Below are 19353 nucleotides of genomic sequence, written 5' to 3'. Positions count from 1 at the left end.
TTATGTCCGCACACGCTAGCAAAGAATTTGTACCGCTCAATATCGCGGTACTTACCGTATCCGATACCCGCAACGAGCAGACTGATACCTCTGGCCAGTACCTGGTGGAAGCCCTCAAAACTGCCGGCCATCAGCTCGCAGATAAGCGCATTACCCCGGACGATGTTTACCAGATGCGCGCGGTGGTCTCCGCCTGGATTGCCGATCCCAAAGTGCAGGTGGTATTGGTGACTGGCGGTACCGGTTTTACCGATCGCGACTCCACGCCAGAGGCCCTGAGCCCGCTGTTCGATAAAACCGTCGACGGCTTCGGCGAGCTGTTCCGCCATATTTCCCTGGGGGATATCGGCAGCTCCACCGTTCAGTCCCGCGCGCTCGCCGGCCTGGCTAATCGCACGCTGATATGTTGTATGCCCGGTTCCACCGGAGCCTGCCGCACGGCTTGGGAAGGCATATTGCTGGAGCAGCTGGATGCCCGCCACAAGCCCTGTAACTTTATCCCCCATGTGCGCTTTGCCAGCGCGCCCTGCGAGAGCCGGGGGTAATTTGTGAGCCAATTAACCCATTTAAACCAGCGCGGCGAAGCCAGCATGGTGGATGTTACCGAGAAGGACATCACTGACCGCAGCGCCCTGGCCGAGAGCAGTATCAGTATGAGTGCAGAGGCTTTTGCACTGCTGAGCCAAGGGGCGCATAAAAAAGGTGACGTGCTTTCTGTAGCTCGTATCGCCGGCATCCAGGCCGCGAAGAAAACCTCGGATTTAATTCCCCTGTGCCATCCACTGGCGCTGACCAAAGTAGCGGTGGATTTCGAATTACAGCCGGAAAAACACAGTGTGCATATCACCGCTTTCTGCCGCTTGGCCGGGCGCACTGGCGTTGAGATGGAAGCGTTAACCGCAGCTTCGGTAGCGGCGCTGACCATTTACGATATGTGCAAAGCCGTGGACCCGGCGATGGAAATCGGCCCGACCCGCCTGCTGCAAAAAACCGGCGGTAAGCGCGGCCACTGGCGCGGCGATGCTGCGGACAAGGCGTAAAAATTTCAGAGGTGTAAAGCGATGGTAAAGGTTCTGTTTTTCGCGCGTCTGCGCCAGCAATTGGGCATGGGCGAGACTACCCTGAAGGACTTTTCCGGCAGTATCAGCGAGTTGCGCAAAACCCTATGTGAACAGCACCCGGATTGGAGCCCGCACCTGCAAAGAGACGATATCCGTATGGCCCTGAACCAGGAGCTGGCAGAAACCGGAGCCCAGGTGAAGGCCGGGGATGAAGTTGCATTTTTCCCGCCGGTTACCGGCGGCTAGTGGTGCCAATATGAAAGCCGTTGATCGTATTGAAGTCTGTGAAACGCCCCTCGACGTAGCGGCTGAATATACTGCGCTGCAGGGCAACAGTGGTGATGGTGCCTGCGCCTTGTTTGTGGGTTCGGTGCGGGACTTCAATGCCGGTAGTGATGTCTGCGGCCTGGCCCTGGAACACTATCCGGGCATGACCGAAAAAAGCCTGCAACGGATTATCAATGATGCCCGCGATCGCTGGTCCCTGGGGCGTGCGACTATCGTCCACCGTGTTGGCCCCATGCAGATCAACGATGAGATTGTTTTTGTCGGCGTCACCAGCCCTCATCGCCAGGCTGCCTTTGCTGCCTGCCAATACATCATGGATCGCCTCAAAACTGAGGCGCCTTTCTGGAAGCGCGAAGCGGTTGCGGAAGAGTCCGGTAAGCCTTCAGAGCGCTGGGTCGAAGCCCGGGCCAGCGATGCTGCGGAGATGGAAAAGTGGTCCGCCGGCTGAGCCTGCTGCTATCCGCTTTACTGGTGGCTATTGCGCTACCGGTTAATGCGGATAACTGCACCTTACGGGTGGCGGTAGCGGCCAGCTTCCGCCCGGCACTGGAAGAGGTACTGCCGGAATTTGAGCGTCGCCATGCCTGTGTGGTGCAAATCAGTAGCGGCAGCTCCGGGGTGCTCTACCAACAAATAGCGCACCGCGCGCCCTTCGATTTATTCCTGTCCGCCGATCGCGAGCGCCCCGAACTGTTGGAAAAGCAGGGCGGGGCACTGGGCAACAGTCGTCAGACTTACGCCCTGGGTTTACTGGCCCTCTGGCACCCAAAATCGGAATCGAATATCGAGCAGTTACTGCAAACCTGGCCCGATAAAATTGTATTAGCCGATCCGAAAGTAGCGCCATTCGGCAGTGCCGCACGGCAAGCGCTGCAAAGCCTGGATTTGTGGAAGAAAAAACAAACTCAATTGGCCCGGGCTCACAATGCCGGCCAAGCCTATTTAATGCTGGATTCCGGCAATGCGCAGCTGGGCTTTGTCGCCGCCAGCCAGATGCAAGCAGCCGGCCGCGATAACTATTGGCTGTTGCCGCAGCATTTGTATAAACCCATTGAACAGCAGCTGCTGATTCCCACCCAGAGTCGCCGACCTAAAAAGGCACAATCCCTCGCTAACTATTTACGTTCAGGGGAAGTGCAGGCGCAGTTATACCACTTGGGTTACGGTGTTTTACCGACTCAATATCGAAGTAGAGATGGAAGGAGTGGCTCATGAGTATCGCCGCTGCCGACTGGCAGGCCCTGTGGCTAACTTTAAAATTGGCCGGCTTAACTACCTTGCTCCTGTTTATTATCGGCGTGCCCCTGGCCTGGAAATTGAGCCAATGGCAGAGCCGCTGGCGCCACGGTATCGAGGTATTAATTACCCTGCCGCTGGTACTGCCACCCACGGTTTTGGGTTTTTATTTACTGCTTTTATTTTCCCCTAACTATGCCCCCGGGCAGTGGCTGTCACAACTTTTTGATGGCCCTTTGGTGTTTTCCTTTACCGGCCTGGTATTTGCGTCAGTAATTTATTCCCTGCCGTTTATGGTGCAGCCGCTGTTGGCCGCGTTTAATGCCAATGGCCAGCGCTTGACCCAGGCTGCCGCAGTGCTGGGTATACCGCCCTGGGCGGCATTGTTAAAAGTTCTTTTGCCGGCGAGTCGCGCCGCTATTGTGAGTGCCTGCGCTTTAACGTTTGCCCATACCCTGGGTGAGTTCGGGGTAGTGCTGATGATTGGTGGCTCTATTCCCGGTGAGACCCAGGTGGTTTCTATTGCTCTTTATCAACATGTGGAGGCGATGGAATACGGTGCGGCGCACCGGCTGGCTTTGATGTTGATGGGAATTACTACGGTACTGCTACTCGCTGCCCGTTGGCTGGGACATAGTTTGGCCCCGCGCGGATCGAACAACGAGCAGGCTAAACCGGTAATGGGGGTGCTGGGCTAGTGGAAATCACCTTGCCCCTATTCGGTACTGCGTCTACCACCTCTGATTCTACCGGACTGAGTGTTACAGGGCTGGTGACTCTGCTTAACGCTGCGACTCCCTGGCAATTAGAGCTGCCAGCCTCTGGAATTTTTGGCCTTACCGGTCCCTCCGGCAGTGGCAAGAGCACATTACTGGCTGCTTTGGCGGGCCAGCGTCACTGCCGTGGCAATATCACTTTTGCCAATACGGTTTGGCAGCGCGGACGCCGCGCCCTGGTTACCCACAAAAGAACACTTTCTTTAGGCTTTCAGGATAGCCGCCTGTTTGCCGGCCAGTCGGTGGCAGATAACCTGGCACTAGCCCGCCGTTACAGCCGCAGGCCATTGTCCGAGGAAGAGTGTGGTCGGCTGCTAAAGGCTTTTGGTATTGAAGCGCTGCTACATCAGCCGGTGGAGTTACTCTCTGGTGGAGAGGCCCAGCGAGTGGCTGTATTGCGCCAGCTTTATAACAACGCGCCGCTGCAATTATTTGATGAGCCGCTTTCAGCGGTTGACCGCGCCCAGGTACTTCGGCGCCTATTGCCGACCCTGCGGGATTTCTGGGCCCGATATCCGGCACTGGTAATCTGGACCAGTCACGACTTTGATGAAATCCAGCTTCTGGCCCAGCGCTGTTTGTGGATGGATTCTGCCAATTTGTCCGCACCACTTCCTTTACCTGAAATTGCCCAGCGCCTGAATAGCCACGGCGTAGGGGATAGCTGTCGCAGCCGGATTGAAGCGCGAGTGGAAGCCCTAAACAATGGCCTGCTGACTTTGGATTTAGGTGGGATTTCCATCTTTGCAGATAGGGTGACAGGCCATTATCGAAAAGGTGATACCGCAGCTTTTCTGCTGGAAGCTGGAGATATCAGCCTTAGTGTGGAGAAGCCGGGACTTTCCAGTATCCTCAATTGCCTGCCGGTAACTTTAGTTGCTAAGCAGAAGCTTACCGATGGCCGCATTCGTTTACAGTTAGCCGCTGCTGATCAGGTGTTCTACGCAGATATTTCCCGTCTCTCCTGCGAGCGCCTGGAATTGCGTGAAGGCACTACCTACTTTGCCCAGTTTAAGGCCGGTAGTCTTGCCGGTTTGTAAGTAGTTCCAGGGCAATTTCTGAAAGTGCATTTCTTCGATCCCTAAAACCCCAGCAATTTTTTTGCTAAGTTTGAACACCAGCTAACTGAGTGGTGCTCCTATGGGCGTTCTGTTGGGAATTTCCCTCTTTAACGAGAGCGATAAGTTTTACCGGGAAAAAGCACAGGTCGAGGGCTTACCTTTAGCGAAAGCTGTGACCATTGAGGATCTACACCCGGTACTTACTCGCTGCATAGAAGAAGGCGGGCACAACTATCGAGTAAGCCGCCTGGAATCGGGTGAGCTGGAAATTGCCGAGCTACTTGAGGATTGTGAGCCCTACCGGGTCAATGCTTTCCGCTATCAGCTTCGCCGAAAGGGCGACGCTATCGTTATCCACTCTACTTACAAAGACGATGCCTTGTACTTTCATCTGGCTTGCCGCGCAGCCAGTGGGCAGAGAGTTAAGATAGATTTCCACGGCGAGCACCCGTTTTATAACTTTGACTCCATAGCGGAATACCAGGGTGGTAACTACCATCTGGCCAATTTCTTCGACCTTCAACATTTGCCCGGTTATATCGAAGAGCACTGCCGGCGATTTATACACTGCCCGGAGTATTGGTCCTTTACCTTCTTTATTCCGTATTTGGGCAAGGTAGAGCTGAGTAACCACACTTCCGATCCAGAACAGCCTCTCTACCACCTCGATTTCTATTGCCCGGAGCGCAAGCTAAAAATCTTCCAGTCGGCGATTGAGGGAGAAGGCTCTTACTATTTTCGCGACGCTATTTCGGCAGAAAAGCTGGTGCAATTGCTTGAAGATATGGCGACAGAACTGCTGCCAGAGCTGCAAGAAGCGGGTGTTATGTCTTGCTTGAGCTGCTTTGAAGCTATTCATCAAGCCTACAGTGAAATTGAGAGCACCATTGAGACAGATGACAGTCTTGCCTCAGTTGCGGAGGATCTTATTGGGTACCAACAGAGTATCTGCGGCAGACCTGTCCAATACGAAGTCACTGAAAGTGCAGATGGATCTATTACTGTGCAGGCCTACTATTTTCAGCCGCCGGTAGGTTACAACTATACGATTAGTGCTGAGGATATCGCAGGGGGCCATATCTATCTGGATAAGCTGCACGATTTAGATTTTTATGAGCAGATGTGTATGGCTATTGCCAGGTATCTATGCCCGACGATGCCGACCGTTGAAGACTTGGATGAAGTGACGATCTACTATCGCAGGGATACCGAGAGACAGCTGATATCCAGCCTGCTTGAAGGTTCGGATATAACACCGATATTGGTTCAGGTGAAATAAAAAAGGGGAGGTTAAACCTCCCCGCAACAGCGGTTCCCCGCCCGTGAGACCAAATTATGGATTGTAGAATTCACCGTTTTTGCGCAGGTAGAACCAGTAGTTAACTACCAGGCAAACCGCGTAGAAGATGGCAATGCCTGCCAGAGCGTATTCCGGAGTGGTGGCTTTGATCTGCTCGCCGAAGACCTTGGGAATATAGAAGGCACCGTAGGCGGCAACTGCTGAGGTCCATCCCAATACCGGGCCTGCCTGCTCTTTCGGGAACACCATGGCGATGGTGCGGAAGGTAGAGCCATTGCCGATACCGGTAGCGGCGAACAGCACCAGGAACAGGAGGAAGAAGGGCAGGAAGAACTCTTCCGGAGTGGCTGAGCCGTAGGCGGCCTTCATGTAGTAAGCCACACCCAGGGCACTACCCACCATGATTGCAGCACAGATTTGGGTAACCAGGGCTCCGCCGATGCGGTCGGAGATCCAACCACCTACCGGGCGAATCAGAGCGCCGATAAATGGACCCATCCAGGCGTACATCAGGGCGCTGGGGCCATTGTTGTTGATGGTATCGTGAGTCATAACCCCGTCCACCATTACGTGGCTGTATCCGAAGATGACCTTGATAGCCAGGGGGAAGGCCGCTGCGAAACCGATAAAGCTGCCAAAGGTCATGGTGTAAATGACACTCATCACCCAGGTGTGCTTGTTGTTGAAGATACGGTACTGACGCTGCAAGCTGGTTTTAATCTCACCGGGCAGAAGCTTCAAGCCGAACACGGTAGCGGCGATTACCAGTACCAGAACGATTTCCTTGGGCACCCCCCAGCCTGAACCGTTGGCCGCTTCGGGAAGCAACAGCCACAGACCTGTGATTGCGGTGAAGAGGCCGATTCCCAACATCATGGTCATCTTCAACATCGCGCCGATAGAGCTGCCCACATCCGGGGTTACTTCGTCGGTGCGCAGGTTGTTCATACCGAACCAGCCGACAAAGGCCAGTGGAACCAGGAACAGCAGCCATACAAAACCGGCATTTTGAATCCACGCTTCAGAACCGGCTGGTACTTTACCAATCAGAGAGCCAGAGCTGCTCACCAGGGTCATGGGATCGCCGCCAGCAGCGCCGAAAGCACCGAAGGTCATAAACAGCGGTACCAGGATCTGCATGGTGGTAACACCGAAGTTACCCAAGCCCGCATTCAGGCCAAGTGCCAAGCCTTGCTTTTCCTTGGGGAAAAAGAAGCTGATATTGGACATGGAAGAGGCGAAGTTACCACCGCCAATACCAGACAGCAGTGCCAGCAACTGGAATACCCACAGTGGGGTGTCCTTGCTTTGCAGTGCGATACCGGTGCCGAGGGCGGGAATCATCAACAGGGCCGTGGTGAATACAATAGTGTTGCGCCCACCGAACAATCGAATAAAGAAACTACTGGGTATTCGAAGGGTAGCGCCGGTGAGGCCGGCAATTGCCATCAGGGTAAACAGATCGGCTTTGGCAATGGGGAAGCCAAGGTTGAGCATTTGAACGGTAATAATGCCCCAGTAGAGCCATACGGCGAAGCCGCACAGCAAACTGGGAATGGATATCCACAAATTCCGGTTTGCGATTTTTTTGCCCTTGGACTGCCAGAATTTGCTGTCCTCTGGGGCCCACTCGTAGATGTCAGACACGGCGGCCACTCCTCCTCGAAATGATTCGTCCAGCCACTATGGGCCGGGGTGTATCCCTGCTCAATTACCAACAGTAAGTAACCCTTTTGCCCCCGCGCGTAATAGCTACCCCTTTGGGGGTAAGCGCAGGCACTGAGCCCTGTGTTAAAGTCACTGTTCAGAATTAGTACAACTTACAGCAATGAAGCAGGACACCCCATGACTTCTTCTGCCACGGTAATGATGGTTGATGACCATCCTCTGTTTCGTAAAGGTCTCAAGCAATTGTTTGCTATGGAGCCCAGCTTGGAGTTAGTAGCCGAGGCCAGTAGCGGAGAGGAAGCGTTGGAGCTGGCCAAACAGCATGAGCCGGACCTTATTCTGTTGGACCTGAATATGCGCGGTATGGATGGGCTGGATACCCTGAGGGCAATGCGCGCGGCCGATGTAGCTTCACGCATCGTGATACTGACAGTGTCCGATAACAACGCGGACGTGGTTTCCTGTATTCGCGCCGGTGCCGATGGCTACCTGCTCAAGGATATGGAGCCGGAAGATATTCTCGATCAGGTTATCCAGGCCACACACGGCAAGCTCGCTATCAGCCAGCGCCTGACCGAGATCCTCGCCTCCGCCCTGCGCAAGCCGGACAATTCCGGTGCGGATACCCTGTCGACGCTCACAAGTCGTGAGTACCAGATCTTGCAATTGATTGCCGATGGCCTCAGTAACAAGTTAATCGCCCGTGAATTGGATATCAGTGATGCCACTGTAAAGGTTCACGTTAAACACTTATTGAAAAAGTTGGGCATGCGCTCCCGGGTGGAAGCCGCTGTGTGGATGGTTAATCAAAAGCGACCGGAATCGCAAAACCGCAGCCACTGATTTTTCCCAACTACAAAGGAATGAAGTAAGAGATATTGTCCATGCCCACTATCGACTGCTGTAGCCAACCGGGCCTGATGCCCATCGAAAGCGCCCGCGAAAAACTTCTTGAGGCACTGAGCTCAATCAGTGGCACTGAGACTTTGCCCCTGGCACAAGCCGCCGGTCGGGTATTGGCTAAGGATGTTATCTCCACAGTAAACCTACCGCCCTGCGACAACTCCGCAATGGACGGTTACGCCCTGCGCTTCGAAGACCTGGCCAGTGGCTTGCCGCTGGAGCTGATCGGCAAATCATTCGCCGGAGCACCTTTTGACGGTGTGGTAAACCCCGGCACTTGCGTACGCATTATGACGGGAGCCGCAGTACCGGCCGGTGCAGATACGGTAGTGATGCAGGAAAATGTCGATGCCCAAGGGGAGTCGATACGAATAAATTGCGAAGTTCGCACTGGCGACCATATCCGCCGCTGCGGTGAAGACGTAGCCGAAGGAGATAGCCTCCTTAAGGCCGGAGAGCGCATTAGCGTTCCTCATATTGCCCTGCTCGCCGCTGCCGGAGTGGGCACAGTGAAAGTCGTGCGCAAACCGGTAGTCGCACTTTTCTCCACCGGCGATGAATTGCGTCAGCCCGGTGAAGCCCTGGGTAAGGGCGATATTTACGATAGCAACCGCATCGCCCTGTTATCCGCCCTGGAACAGCTGGACCTGGATGTTTTGGACTTGGGTATATTGCCCGATAACAAACAGGCCATTACGGATGCCTTGCAGCGCGCTTCCGAAGAGGCCGATGCCATTATTACCTCTGGTGGAGTCTCCGTTGGCGAAGCGGATTACACCCGTGAAGTGTTGGAGGAACTGGGAGAGATCGGCTTCTGGAAAGTGGCGATGAAGCCCGGCAAACCTTTTGCCTTTGGTTTCCTACAGGGAACCCCGTTCTTCGGCCTACCCGGCAACCCGGTTTCCGCCCTGGTAACTTTCTACCAGCTGGCCGTGCCCGCCTTGAGTGTGATGAAAGGCGATCAGTGGACTGGCCCGCAGACCTTACAGGCGAAACTGTTAAAACCCCTGAAGAAAAAGCCCGGCCGAACCGATTTCCAGCGGGGTGTTTATGGCAGTGATGAAAATGGGTTGTTGGTAGTAGAACCGGTTGGTACCCAGGGGAGCCATATTCTTTCCGGTCTGGCTGCTGCTAACTGCTTTATCGTTTTAGCGCGAGAGAGTGGCAGTGTAGAGGCTGGGGAGCAGGTGGTGATTGAGCCTTTGGGGGTGCCGTTGGCGTAGGGGCTTCCAGCATTACTGGAAGCTTCCAATAAAATTATTTACATCTTCTTATTTGCAAAAGGTTGAGTTGCTCAAATATTTAGCTTGGCCAAATGTAGATTAGTCTTTATTTCTCTTTGGGCGAAGCCGTCATTACTACCTACCCAATATTTATGTGATATTGGGTCTGTAGATACGTTGGATGCTCCACCCGCAACTAAAGCATCATGTAGGGCTTGTTGGCGTATTTTTGGGTTTTTGCTATTGCTAAACACCCAAAAATTTAGAGGCCCCGCATACCCAAGGCTTCTGGCAGCTGCAACTATTGCACTGCAAGTATTTTGATATAGACCTTTATTTGCATTAACCAAAGCTTGGGGTTGCATATCCCGCTCAAACTCGGCATTTAAGTTTTTTACATAAATATTGCCAATGATATCTGCAGGACTGACCCTAAAGTATTCGGATGCTATGGTTACTGCTGCGATAATATCGGCAACATCAGTTGCATCAATTTCAAATACCCATAGTTCACGATCAACGATAGCTGCTTTTCTCTCTGCACCTTTTACAAAAAGTTTAAAAGGTGATGCTCCCTTACAATAGTTTGCTTTCCAGTCAGAATATGAGCATAAGCTGGTCCTCAAGACAAAATCTTTTTTGTCTCTACCATTGTTAAAAATAACATCTACATCAACTTTGTAGTCATACATACCTTCAGCGAAGGTCATAGCACCTCTAGGGTTATTGTTCATGCCTCCCTACCTCATCGCAGTCCATTGCTTCAGAAGAAATGCCGATATAGCGGATCTGCTCATCTTCCATTGAGCTGGATGCCGCAAGCATTACACGTTTGTCATCTTCACTAGATTCGGCAAAATCATCAGGGTCGTATTGCTTGCAGCTTTTCAGCTCCAATATTTTCATTCCCTGCTTATCAAGGTATTGCTCAAATAAAGACATGGCGTCTTCTTGGCTACTGGCTGGAACAAATCCTGTTCCAATCATGAATTCAGAGCCATCTTCATTCATGGGAGAAAACTCATCAAGCGATGCTTTGTGCTCAATAAGCCATACAGATATTATTTCCATTACGTAACCTCCTTAACAAATCATGTAAGGTTTTTCATTTCTTAGATTAAATTATCCAAAGTAATAAGATATTTATACTATTTAAGCAAGAAAGCGCCCTTGCGGGAAGCGATCAAGAGAGTACATTAGATTACATTTTGGGTGTGGTCTTCTAAAGCATCTAATTAGTAACTTAATTGTATTATCTAGTGCTTGGCATAAAATTTTTCGTAATAGCTTAATGTATCTACCTATTTGAATCACATAAATAAAATATGAGACAAGAATGGTTTCACTTATGGCCGCTATAAAGTCTTTTGATTTATTGTGGGTTTAAAAAACTGGGGGAGGTTAGGGAGAGGTGCGTACCCGGTTTGCTTGAAGTGAATAATTCTGACAGGAAAGTTAGCTTCGCCCTTTGGGCTTGGTGTTGTGCGGCAGCTTTACTGCTTCCGAATCCAACCTGAGTTCGAGCGAAGCCTGGGAGTTAGCCATATACAAGGAAGCCCGCTTATGCGGGTAGTGTGCGGGAGGATTAGCTTCGCCCGTTGGGCTCGCTGCTCTACGGCAGCTTTGCTGCCTCCGAGTCGAACCTGAGTCCGAACAAAACCCTGGGAGTTAGCCATATACAAAAAAGCCCGCATCAGCGGGCTTTTTTGTATATGGCCCGCCTGAGAGGATTCGAACCTCTGACCTTCGCCTCCGGAGGGCGAATTCGGCACTAACCGGGACAACCACTTAGCGCTAACGCCTTGATTTATAATAACTTTGATTCCCGCTGATGCAAGCTAATTCCCGTTAAATCCCACTCGTAGTGTCCCGATTTTGGCCCGATTTTTAGGTATCGTCGTATGAATACCAGGATTGGTATTTATTAGACGTGATGGGCTGGCCACCTTTCTTATCAATTTGATTACATTCCTTGCATAGCAACTGAATATTAGTGACATCGTTCAATCCGTGCTTTGACAGCGGCACTATGTGGTCATAGTTCTCCAGGTTTTCGAGGTTTAATGTGCCCGACAAGTCTTTGTCGCAGAGGACACAGCGCCCTCGATCTCTAAAGAAAACAGCTCGTTGAACCCATTTGGGTATGGACTTACGTTTCAGAATACCGGGTCTGACAAATAGTTGATCCGTCTCTTCAGGAGGTAGCATATCTTTTGCCAGCTCAAGAGACCGTGACATCATGTCATTGAATAGCATCATCAACCCCCGATTCTGAAAGAGTACGTGGTAGGATCATGCGGGCACTCGCCGAGATTTTGGACGAGCCGCACTCGTTTGTGCAGAAGGTAGAGATGATGGAAAGAAGGCTAGATATATATGAGTATTCAGTTTATTGCGCGGGGCTTGGAGTAGATCCCCACGAAGGCCTTGACCTATTAAGTAGACAGTAGATATGAAAATGGAGCTGAATTTCAGCTGGGACATATAAGAATGACGAGTGAAAACGATCTACAGAAGACTAAAAAGGACTTTCGCCCCAGAGCTCGGATAATGGAGCTTTTGGGAGAGCAGTTGATCAAAAATCACACTCTAGCCTTGTTTGAGTTAATCAAGAACTCATATGACGCAGATGCCAGTAATGTCTCATTGCTACTCTTAAACATCGACGAAGACGGTGGAGAAATTGAAATCCAGGATGATGGTGATGGAATGGACTTCAATACAGTTACGAATATATGGATGGAGCCGGCTCATGGTCATAAAGGTGAGTCTAGGGCTAAAGGAATTCGTACAGAGAAAGGGCGATTACCTATTGGGGAAAAAGGGGTAGGCAGGTTTGCTGTTCACAGGCTAGGGACACAGATTGAACTGGTAACTCGAGCTAAAGATAGTGCAGAAGTTCATGTCAAAATAAACTGGTCTGATCTGGAGCAACATAAATACCTAGATGAAGCAAAAATCGATATCAAGGAGAGGGTTCCTGAGACCTTCTTGGGCGATTCTCATGGAACAAGAATTACCATATCCAACTTAAAACAGAAATGGCGAAGAGGGGATATAAGAAAGCTATACAGATCTGTTCTGGGCATGACCAGTGGAAAAGTGGACAAAAGCTCGGAAACCGGATTTTCTGTGAATTTTAGTTTAGAGCCAGATAAGAAATGGCTGGACGGCTTCTTCGATCCAGATACAGCGCGTGATCAATCGATGTTCAGGTTAACATTTGAGATGGATGATCATGGCCTGAGCTATGAGTATTCCTTCCACCCTCTCGAATCTATCAAGGCGGACTACCCTGGCTTGGTAGATGATCGATCTGTATCTGCTACGAGGGAATACTCTGAGTTCTTCACGAAGAGTCCTCCGGATGAAGATGGCTGGAAGAAGAGAAATAAGCGTCCAAAACGCCCAATTCTAGGAGCGTCGAATACGGATGATAGTGGCCTCGGCATTGGTCCATTGAAAGGATCAATAATTGCCTTTGATCTGGACCGAGAAGTTAAGGACCGATACTTGAAGGATGAGATGTCCGGGCTTTCAGAGTTTTTGAAGGATCAAGGCGGAATTCGTGTCTATCGTGATGACCTTCGAGTCTATAACTATGGCGAACCTGGAGATGATTGGCTAGGGCTCGATCATAGAAGAATTCAGCGGCCAACAGGAAAATTAAGCAATCAACTTATGCTTGGTGAGGTTCATTTAGAACTTGAACACAGTTTTAATTTGAAAGAAAAAACTAATAGGGAAGGTTTTATAGAAAACGCAGCCTATAACGAATTACAGTATGCAATGATCTGTATTCTTACGGAATTTGAGGCAGAGAGGAATAAGGATAAGAAGGTTCTTAGATCTGTGTTGAGCATACCTCCAGGTAAGCCGGGAAATGAACCAAGGAAGAAGAAAACAACCGACGAGCTTTTAAATGACTTGAAAGCTACAGTGCATGAGAAAAAACTAGAGGCAGAAATTGGAGACTTGGTTGATCAGGTTTCTAAATCCTATAAGGAAACCAGGGATGTCCTTCTTTCCTCTGCTGGAGCTGGTCTTGGTTTGGTTACTGTATTTCACGAGCTGGAGCGCGGCGTCAGAAATTTACATGCGGCTATATCTGAAGGCGAAAGTGTTGATCATTTAAAAGAACAGTCAAAAGGGCTTGTTTCTCTGCTCCGCGGCGCCATGTATATGGTTAGCAAGGGGAAAATGGAGAAGATATCCGCTTCGCGCTTGGTGTCTTACGCGTGTATAACACAAGAGCTTCGCTTCAAGCATCACAATATAAAATTTGTTAATGGTTTTGAAAATCTTAAGGATCTAGATTTTGAAATAAAGGGTGTCCGTAGAATGTTAACGGCGACCTTGGTTAATCTTATTGATAATGCAATTTACTGGGCGTCACAGACTGAGAGTGATCAATCCATAATTTGGGTTGGGCCAAGCTTCGATTTAGATGGGCCTTCAATCATTGTGGCCGATAATGGGCCTGGTTTTGTCGATAGCCCTGAAGATATAGTCCAGCCATTTTTTTCGAGAAAAACGGATGGTATGGGGATCGGGTTGTATTACAGCGATATGATGATGAAATCTCACGGAGGTAGGTTGAGCTTTCCAGAGAGGCATGCAGTTGAAACACCAAAAGCATGTGATGGGGCTGTGATAGCTATGGTCTTTAAAGGAGTAAATGATGCCGTACAGAAATAGAGTCTTAGTAATAGATGATAAGCCAGAAGATGGTGAGGCTATAGTTCGTCGGCTATGGAAATCTCAAATCCCAAGCTTTTTCCTTCATTATGATGAGGAAATTATTGCGGATCTTGATCAAAGCAAACAGTTTGAGGGTATCAGAGTCATATTTCAGGATATTGCATTAGTATCCCCTGATTTTCCCGGTCATGATGACTATGCGGCGGCGGCAGCCGGTATAAACCGCCTTTTGGCAGATGCGAATGGCCCTTGGTTCATGATCGCGTGGTCTACATGGGGAGAGGACCCAGATAAGGGAGATGAGTATGCCAAGAATCTATTCGAGTATCTGAAGGAACACCTTCCCGAGGGGAAAAAGCCCTATCATTTCGCAGTTATAGATAAAAGACCTTATGCAACAGATGGCCAGCATGGTGTTTTAAAGAGTGAGTCGGAGCTTAGTGGTCAGGAGAAAGATCAATTGCTCGCTTGTGTTAAAGATTCTATCTCACTGGCTAAGTCATTAGATGCTCTCAATCTATGGGAAGCAAATATCAGATCCAGTGCGTCCAGGGTTATTAATAAATTGTGGGGTATGGTTCAAACAAACACTGTTGAGGAAATGGATCGATCTTTAGGTGGAGTTCTTTTTCAGCTGGCGCAAGCCCAGGAAGGAAAGAGGCTGAGTAAGTCTGAAGATCTATCTTTCCCTTTGTACCAAATTCTATCCAGCTTGCTATATGACCAGGTTGGGCATATGGCCGTAGACGAAGTCCTGGTGGATGAGTCCGTTAAACAGAGTATTAAGTCTTGTTTGATTAATACAATGCTTCATTGGGACGGGGAGAATAAAAGCATAAGGCGTTCTCCGGGTTGTATTTATGAATGGCCATATGGAACACCGGTAAATCTTGGGGGTATTGATGTATCAAGAGAAAATATTAAAGAGTTTGTTATTGATGCGTTTGTAGCGGAAGACCAAAATAAGAGGCGTGATGCTGAGTCAGATAATGATCTGGCTGATGATGTCAGCTTGGTTATTATGGATGTCACTCCTGCATGTGACCATGCAAACAATAAAGCATTTTGGCGGAAGTTTTTGGTTGGCTTAAAAGTTCCTGATAAAAGCAAAAAACACTTTTATACTGGAGGTAAAAAGCTGGCAGGAGACTATTTAAAAGAAACCCCGATATTCATAGATGAGAAATCGCAGTATAGATTTATTTTTAATTCAAAGCTTATTCTGCCAATGGGAGATAAAGGTGAATATATTTCTGTAAGGTCTGGCGAAGTCGAGGTGGCTGAAGAACATACACCTGATGTAGACCGGCTACAGCTTAAAGGCCGAATTCGAGAGCAGTTATTACAGGAAGTTTTAGCGTGGTTTGGTGGAATGGTAACCCGACCTGGAATCGTTAGCCTCAGATAGGCTTTCCTCTTATGGATGTTTTGACTCCCGGGCAACGCTCATATTGCATGTCCCAAATAAAGGGGAGAAATACAAAGCCAGAGGTTGCCCTAAGGAAGTCGTTGTGGGCAATGGGTTTTAGGCATCGAATAAAAAACAAGCTGCCAGGAAAACCTGACTTTGTTTACCCTTCCTTTAAAACAGTCGTTTTTGTAGATGGTTGTTTTTGGCATAGGTGCCCAGAGCACTACCAGCCTCCCAGGACGAGAGCAGAGTTCTGGGAAAACAAAATCTCAGGAAACGTCAATCGAGACAGGAAAAATGATCGCCTGTTAAAGGAGCAGGGCTGGCTTGTTATCCGTGTGTGGGAACATGAGATCAAGGAATCGCTTGCTGACTGTGCTGAACGATTGGTGGCGATTCTCTCTGACCGAAAAGCTAAATATTCTCCAGCCAATGGGCTATAGAAGATGTAGAGCCTATTCGCTCCTTCAATAATGAAGTTATGTCTTCGGCGGAAATAATCACGACAGGGTGGCCATCCTCTTTGAGCTCACTATATGCTTGGCTGCCAAGATAGGAGGTGGTGACTAAAACGCCAAATTGCCTATGGCGTAGCCGGGATAGCAGCCGCGAGAGCTCTTTAACTCCCACGCTTGATCCGGGTTTGTAACATTTGGCTTCCAGGGCAAATTCTACTTCAATAGCGCTGGGTCCTGAGCCTATTTTATACGTTCCTACAGCATCCCTTCCTCCATCACCTGGTTACCTCGCAGGAGCCAATATCGGGCATCATTAGTCGAGCAATTTCAACGGCACACTTTTCAAAATCAAACGGATTATCTTTAAATTTATCGTAAACCAGGGATAAGACTTTTTGGCTTTCCTGGTTTTTTGGAAGCTGTTGCTCTTTGCTGCGTATTTCTATGCTATGAGGTGCATAGAGAGGTTTGTACGTTCGGGACTTACTAGCGGGGCAGAAATGATCAGTACTCTCTGGTAATATAAACTGCATGAAATACGATGCCAGAAAACTTAGTACTGAGGAGCAGCACCTCATACGTAAAATTGCTGTTCAGCGAGTATTTGATGGAGAATCTGCGGCGGAGGTTAGTCGTAGCTTAGGGCTGGGGAGCAGAACTATTTTCCCATGGTTAAGGACTGCTCGGGAGAAAGGTATTGAAGCGCTATCTCCAAAAATTAGACCTGGACGCGGTAGAAAACTGTCAGCTATTGAAGAAGAGGAAGTCAAGCGATGGATTATTGGTGGCGATCCAAGGCAATATGGCTTTGATTTCGGATTGTGGACACGTCAGATCGTATCGGATTTGATTTTTGAGAGATTCAAAATTGAACTTAGCGTTTCTAGTGTCGGCACACTTCTACATCGACTGAGCCTGACGCCACAAAAGCCTCTACGAAGAGCTTACGAGAGAGATGAGAAGGCGGTGAATAAATGGGTAAAGGAAGTCTACCCAAAGATTAAATCTTATGCGAAAAAAACTGGTGCAGAAATATTTTGGCTGGACGAGGCTAGTATCAGATCAGACGATCCACTCCAAAGGACATGGGGAGAAAAAGGAAAAACTCCAGTGGTAAAAACGAGTGGTCAAAGACAGTCAATCAATGCGATCTCAGCGTTATCGAATAGAGGTGGCTTCTGGTATCATATTTATAGTGGAAAGTTCACGGCAGAAAAGTGCGTAGAATGCTTCAAAAATTTCCAGAGAAGTCAGAAAAGACCAGTGATTCTCATTGTTGATGGGCACCCAGTACACAAATCGAAAAAGGTATTGGAGTATGTCGATTCACAGGATGGAAAGCTTGAAATGGTGTTCTTACCGCCATATGCACCAGACCTAAATCCAGATGAGTTGGTCTGGAATCATATGAGAAATATAGGGACCTCAAAGAAGCCGCTGAAAAAAGGTGAGGCACTACTGAGCCGTGCAAATGCAGATTTGCAGAGCATCAAAAAAATAGAAAACTTGTGAAATCATTTTTTCAAGAGTCGACTGTATTCTTTGCTGCTGCCTAGGTAGTAATCCAGTCAAGCCAGGGCTTGGGGGCGTGTGGTGATGTAACGGCGGTGCCATTTTTGATGTCGTTGATCCATGCCCGTTTTATTGTAGGTACATCCAGGACAGTGAATGTAGATTTGTAGTTCTGGAACCGTTCGTTGATTATTCCTTTTGCACGCCAGATGGCTACTAAATCTTCATCTGGTCCCAGTGTTTGTGCTCCAGGGACTGCCAGCCCAAGAAACCTTACATCCCGGTATTCGCCGGTGCCTCCGAACAGAAGTATGACTGGAAAGTGATCAAATTCAGTAATGGAGTGTCTTGCATCAAAGAGATTGCGGAGAATCAGGTTTCCCTGCCTGGGTGTATCATGAATATCGCCAACCGACTTATTATCACCGTAGTAGGTGAATAGGCCGTTCTCGGTATTCAGGTTATCCGGCCAGTCGGGGTCGTTAAAGTTCGACTTTAGTGCGAGCAGTTTTAGGGTTTCAACACCGGGGCGTTTCCCCAGGTGACGGAAGCCAGCGCTATTATCTACGCCCAGTAGTTTTGGTAGAGGATCGTCAGATGCGTTTCCATTGCGCGACCCACCGTATACTTGATCAACAATAAAGTCGCACTGGGCTAAATCCATTTATGAGGCAAGCTCCATTTCACTGGCATAAACCTGAGATATTTTCTTAAAAATGATTTCCATGACAGGCGAGCAGACTCCATTACCACAGAGCTTTACCTTATCTCGCCTGCTCCCGTGAGGAAGAGCATGTTTTGACCCGGCTCCCATTGCTTTCATTAATTCAGGGGGTTGGAGCATTCTTAGATATGGTGTGTTGCCTTGCCAGGTAACCAGCCCAAAACGATCCAGTGTGGTGATGGTGCGCAGCGGGGAATCAAGGGATTGCCAGCCACCTGCATAGTCGGAGCCATAGTAGACAATAATAAAGTCTTTCTTCTTGCCCAGTTCTTTCATGGCGCGTTCTGCGCGGTCAATAGTTGCCTGAGCCCGGCCTTCTTTATAGAGAAGGTTGCTCTTATATTGTCCTGACCAATCAATGATATCTCTGGCAGTTTTGTTGCTCCGGCGATGTAAAGCCTTAAGATCCTTCTCTGTGATGACCGTGCCTTCACGGTCGCATATCAAGAACATACGCTTGCGGGCTTGCGGAGTGCCAAAGTCGGCTGCATTGAGCAGCAAATCGTTAACTGTATAGTTATAGGACTCTATGGTCGAAATCAGCTCGTTATGTCGCCCCCACTTCTTCATGCGGTTGACGTTCTCTACGATCAGCCAGCGCGGCTGCATGGCTTCAATCCAGGGGATGATGCCTATAGCTGTTTCCTTGCTCTTCTCACAGCCAGGTTTGGCTCCTCTGGCAATAGAGTGAGAGGTGCATTCCGGGGAGGTCAGAAGTACGTCAGGCTTGTGCTTCCTGGCAAGTTGCTTGGGATTCAGCTCTTCGATTGGTGAGCAGAGAACCTCTGCATCTGGAAAGTTGCTTTGATAGGTCTCAGCAGCCAGATCCCAGGCATCCACAGCCAGGATGGGCTCCGCCCCAGCTGTAACGGCACCACGGCATCCGAAGCCGCCCCCACAGAACAAATCCACAAATTTAATCATTACAAATAGCCCTTTTTCCTTGGGGCTGAATAGTACCAGGTTTATCCCGACAACCCTAATTTAAAGGGCACCAATCAACTGGCTATAAAAATTGCCTGAAACTAAAA

The 19353-nt window shown here is 49.3% G+C and carries 22 protein-coding genes; 14 read left to right on the top strand and 8 right to left on the bottom strand.

Annotated features, from left to right (window positions below; all coding sequences use genetic code 11):
- Positions 1–2: 2 nt before the first annotated feature.
- From moaB to P0078_RS12955, 8 genes are all read left to right on the top strand, one after another.
- Positions 3–545: a molybdenum cofactor biosynthesis protein B gene (gene moaB, locus P0078_RS12990; protein WP_108731355.1), complete on the top strand. Its 543-nt coding sequence runs from the start codon at positions 3–5 to the stop codon at positions 543–545.
- Between the two features lie 3 nt (positions 546–548).
- Complete coding sequence (moaC, locus tag P0078_RS12985) at positions 549–1040, top strand: cyclic pyranopterin monophosphate synthase MoaC (RefSeq protein WP_282930383.1); 492 nt, start codon at positions 549–551, stop codon at positions 1038–1040.
- A gap of 21 nt (positions 1041–1061) precedes the next feature.
- Positions 1062–1307 (top strand): molybdopterin converting factor subunit 1, encoded by a 246-nt coding sequence (gene moaD, locus P0078_RS12980; RefSeq protein WP_282930382.1) that lies wholly within the window; start codon positions 1062–1064, stop codon positions 1305–1307.
- 10 nt (positions 1308–1317) lie between these two features.
- Positions 1318–1797: a molybdopterin synthase catalytic subunit MoaE gene (gene moaE, locus P0078_RS12975; protein WP_282934607.1), complete on the top strand. Its 480-nt coding sequence runs from the start codon at positions 1318–1320 to the stop codon at positions 1795–1797.
- Positions 1782–2564 carry a molybdate ABC transporter substrate-binding protein gene (modA, locus tag P0078_RS12970; protein WP_282930381.1) on the top strand — a complete coding sequence of 261 codons (783 nt, stop codon included), beginning with the start codon at positions 1782–1784 and terminating at the stop codon, positions 2562–2564. The genes moaE and modA overlap by 16 nt, the downstream gene beginning before the upstream one ends.
- Entirely contained in the window at positions 2561–3283 is a 723-nt protein-coding gene (gene modB, locus P0078_RS12965) for a molybdate ABC transporter permease subunit (RefSeq protein WP_282930380.1), read from the top strand. The genes modA and modB overlap by 4 nt, the downstream gene beginning before the upstream one ends.
- Positions 3283–4401: an ATP-binding cassette domain-containing protein gene (locus tag P0078_RS12960; RefSeq protein ID WP_282930379.1), complete on the top strand. Its 1119-nt coding sequence runs from the start codon at positions 3283–3285 to the stop codon at positions 4399–4401. The genes modB and P0078_RS12960 overlap by 1 nt, the downstream gene beginning before the upstream one ends.
- A 100-nt stretch (positions 4402–4501) precedes the next feature.
- A complete protein-coding gene (locus tag P0078_RS12955) occupies positions 4502–5701 on the top strand; it encodes a hypothetical protein (protein WP_282930378.1) in 1200 nt (399 codons plus the stop codon).
- A 54-nt stretch (positions 5702–5755) separates the two neighbouring features.
- Here P0078_RS12955 and P0078_RS12950 read toward each other — a convergent pair whose 3' ends face one another.
- A complete protein-coding gene (locus P0078_RS12950) occupies positions 5756–7369 on the bottom strand; it encodes an MFS transporter (RefSeq protein WP_282930377.1) in 1614 nt (537 codons plus the stop codon).
- A 198-nt stretch (positions 7370–7567) separates the two neighbouring features.
- Between P0078_RS12950 and narL the strand changes: the two genes are divergently transcribed.
- Together narL and moeA are read left to right on the top strand one after the other, a co-directional pair.
- The gene (gene narL, locus P0078_RS12945) at positions 7568–8233 is read left to right on the top strand and encodes a two-component system response regulator NarL (RefSeq protein WP_108731363.1); all 666 of its coding nucleotides are present in this window, start codon (positions 7568–7570) and stop codon (positions 8231–8233) included.
- 41 nt (positions 8234–8274) lie between these two features.
- Complete coding sequence (gene moeA / locus P0078_RS12940) at positions 8275–9516, top strand: molybdopterin molybdotransferase MoeA (protein ID WP_282930376.1); 1242 nt, start codon at positions 8275–8277, stop codon at positions 9514–9516.
- Positions 9517–9587: 71 nt separating this feature from the next.
- Here the strand turns inward: moeA and P0078_RS12935 are convergent, their stop codons facing one another.
- The 3 genes from P0078_RS12935 to P0078_RS12925 all read right to left on the bottom strand — a co-directional run bounded on the left by P0078_RS12935 (position 9588) and on the right by P0078_RS12925 (position 11775).
- Positions 9588–10250 (bottom strand): hypothetical protein, encoded by a 663-nt coding sequence (locus P0078_RS12935; RefSeq protein WP_282930375.1) that lies wholly within the window; start codon positions 10248–10250, stop codon positions 9588–9590.
- Positions 10240–10587: a hypothetical protein gene (locus P0078_RS12930; RefSeq protein WP_282930374.1), complete on the bottom strand. Its 348-nt coding sequence runs from the start codon at positions 10585–10587 to the stop codon at positions 10240–10242. Before P0078_RS12930 ends, P0078_RS12935 begins: the two co-directional genes overlap by 11 nt.
- 816 nt (positions 10588–11403) lie before the next feature.
- Positions 11404–11775, bottom strand: coding sequence for an HNH endonuclease (locus P0078_RS12925; protein WP_282930373.1), 372 nt, complete (start codon positions 11773–11775; stop codon positions 11404–11406).
- Between the two features lie 231 nt (positions 11776–12006).
- On the opposite strand from P0078_RS12925, the gene P0078_RS12920 reads away from it, so the two are divergent.
- From P0078_RS12920 to P0078_RS12910, 3 genes are read left to right on the top strand one after another with little or no spacing between them, the layout of a single operon-like run.
- Positions 12007–14214 carry an ATP-binding protein gene (locus P0078_RS12920; RefSeq protein WP_282930372.1) on the top strand — a complete coding sequence of 736 codons (2208 nt, stop codon included), beginning with the start codon at positions 12007–12009 and terminating at the stop codon, positions 14212–14214.
- A complete protein-coding gene (locus P0078_RS12915; protein WP_282930371.1) occupies positions 14195–15625 on the top strand; it encodes a hypothetical protein in 1431 nt (476 codons plus the stop codon). Before P0078_RS12920 ends, P0078_RS12915 begins: the two co-directional genes overlap by 20 nt.
- Before the next feature lie 11 nt (positions 15626–15636).
- Positions 15637–16071, top strand: coding sequence for a very short patch repair endonuclease (locus tag P0078_RS12910; RefSeq protein WP_502867277.1), 435 nt, complete (start codon positions 15637–15639; stop codon positions 16069–16071).
- Here the strand turns inward: P0078_RS12910 and P0078_RS24600 are convergent.
- Positions 16043–16309 carry a restriction endonuclease gene (locus P0078_RS24600; RefSeq protein ID WP_353057073.1) on the bottom strand — a complete coding sequence of 89 codons (267 nt, stop codon included), beginning with the start codon at positions 16307–16309 and terminating at the stop codon, positions 16043–16045. The two genes, P0078_RS12910 and P0078_RS24600, sit on opposite strands and share 29 nt — an antisense overlap.
- 52 nt (positions 16310–16361) lie before the next feature.
- Positions 16362–16619 (bottom strand): PDDEXK family nuclease, encoded by a 258-nt coding sequence (locus P0078_RS12905; protein WP_282930369.1) that lies wholly within the window; start codon positions 16617–16619, stop codon positions 16362–16364.
- Here P0078_RS12905 and P0078_RS12900 point away from each other — a divergent pair.
- Positions 16618–17598 (top strand): IS630 family transposase, encoded by a 981-nt coding sequence (locus P0078_RS12900; RefSeq protein WP_282930368.1) that lies wholly within the window; start codon positions 16618–16620, stop codon positions 17596–17598. The genes P0078_RS12905 and P0078_RS12900 overlap by 2 nt on opposite strands.
- Before the next feature lie 40 nt (positions 17599–17638).
- Here P0078_RS12900 and P0078_RS12895 read toward each other — a convergent pair whose 3' ends face one another.
- Positions 17639–18262: a hypothetical protein gene (locus tag P0078_RS12895; RefSeq protein ID WP_282930367.1), complete on the bottom strand. Its 624-nt coding sequence runs from the start codon at positions 18260–18262 to the stop codon at positions 17639–17641.
- Entirely contained in the window at positions 18263–19246 is a 984-nt protein-coding gene (locus P0078_RS12890; protein ID WP_282930366.1) for a DNA cytosine methyltransferase, read from the bottom strand.
- Positions 19247–19353: the final 107 nt, after the last annotated feature.

The sequence above is a fragment of the Microbulbifer sp. VAAF005 genome (assembly GCF_030012985.1).
GTDB lineage: Bacteria > Pseudomonadota > Gammaproteobacteria > Pseudomonadales > Cellvibrionaceae > Microbulbifer.
Note: the sequence above shows the minus strand (reverse complement) of the source record. Positions and strands in the feature narration are given on the sequence as shown.

Bases quoted from the DNA above. Each gene is read 5' to 3' on its own strand.
- moaB (WP_108731355.1), top strand. From the start codon at position 3: ATGTCCGCACACGCTAGCAAAGAATTTGTACCGCTCAATATCGCGGTA.
- moaD (WP_282930382.1), top strand. From the start codon at position 1,062: ATGGTAAAGGTTCTGTTTTTCGCGCGTCTGCGCCAGCAATTGGGCATG.
- moaE (WP_282934607.1), top strand. From the start codon at position 1,318: ATGAAAGCCGTTGATCGTATTGAAGTCTGTGAAACGCCCCTCGACGTA.
- modB (WP_282930380.1), top strand. From the start codon at position 2,561: ATGAGTATCGCCGCTGCCGACTGGCAGGCCCTGTGGCTAACTTTAAAA.
- P0078_RS12955 (WP_282930378.1), top strand. From the start codon at position 4,502: ATGGGCGTTCTGTTGGGAATTTCCCTCTTTAACGAGAGCGATAAGTTT.
- narL (WP_108731363.1), top strand. From the start codon at position 7,568: ATGACTTCTTCTGCCACGGTAATGATGGTTGATGACCATCCTCTGTTT.
- moeA (WP_282930376.1), top strand. From the start codon at position 8,275: ATGCCCACTATCGACTGCTGTAGCCAACCGGGCCTGATGCCCATCGAA.
- P0078_RS12935 (WP_282930375.1), bottom strand. From the start codon at position 10,250: ATGAACAATAACCCTAGAGGTGCTATGACCTTCGCTGAAGGTATGTAT.
- P0078_RS12930 (WP_282930374.1), bottom strand. From the start codon at position 10,587: ATGGAAATAATATCTGTATGGCTTATTGAGCACAAAGCATCGCTTGAT.
- P0078_RS12925 (WP_282930373.1), bottom strand. From the start codon at position 11,775: ATGATGCTATTCAATGACATGATGTCACGGTCTCTTGAGCTGGCAAAA.
- P0078_RS12920 (WP_282930372.1), top strand. From the start codon at position 12,007: ATGACGAGTGAAAACGATCTACAGAAGACTAAAAAGGACTTTCGCCCC.
- P0078_RS12915 (WP_282930371.1), top strand. From the start codon at position 14,195: ATGATGCCGTACAGAAATAGAGTCTTAGTAATAGATGATAAGCCAGAA.
- P0078_RS12910 (WP_502867277.1), top strand. From the start codon at position 15,637: ATGGATGTTTTGACTCCCGGGCAACGCTCATATTGCATGTCCCAAATA.
- P0078_RS12900 (WP_282930368.1), top strand. From the start codon at position 16,618: ATGAAATACGATGCCAGAAAACTTAGTACTGAGGAGCAGCACCTCATA.
- P0078_RS12905 (WP_282930369.1), bottom strand. From the start codon at position 16,619: ATGCAGTTTATATTACCAGAGAGTACTGATCATTTCTGCCCCGCTAGT.
- P0078_RS12895 (WP_282930367.1), bottom strand. From the start codon at position 18,262: ATGGATTTAGCCCAGTGCGACTTTATTGTTGATCAAGTATACGGTGGG.
- P0078_RS12890 (WP_282930366.1), bottom strand. From the start codon at position 19,246: ATGATTAAATTTGTGGATTTGTTCTGTGGGGGCGGCTTCGGATGCCGT.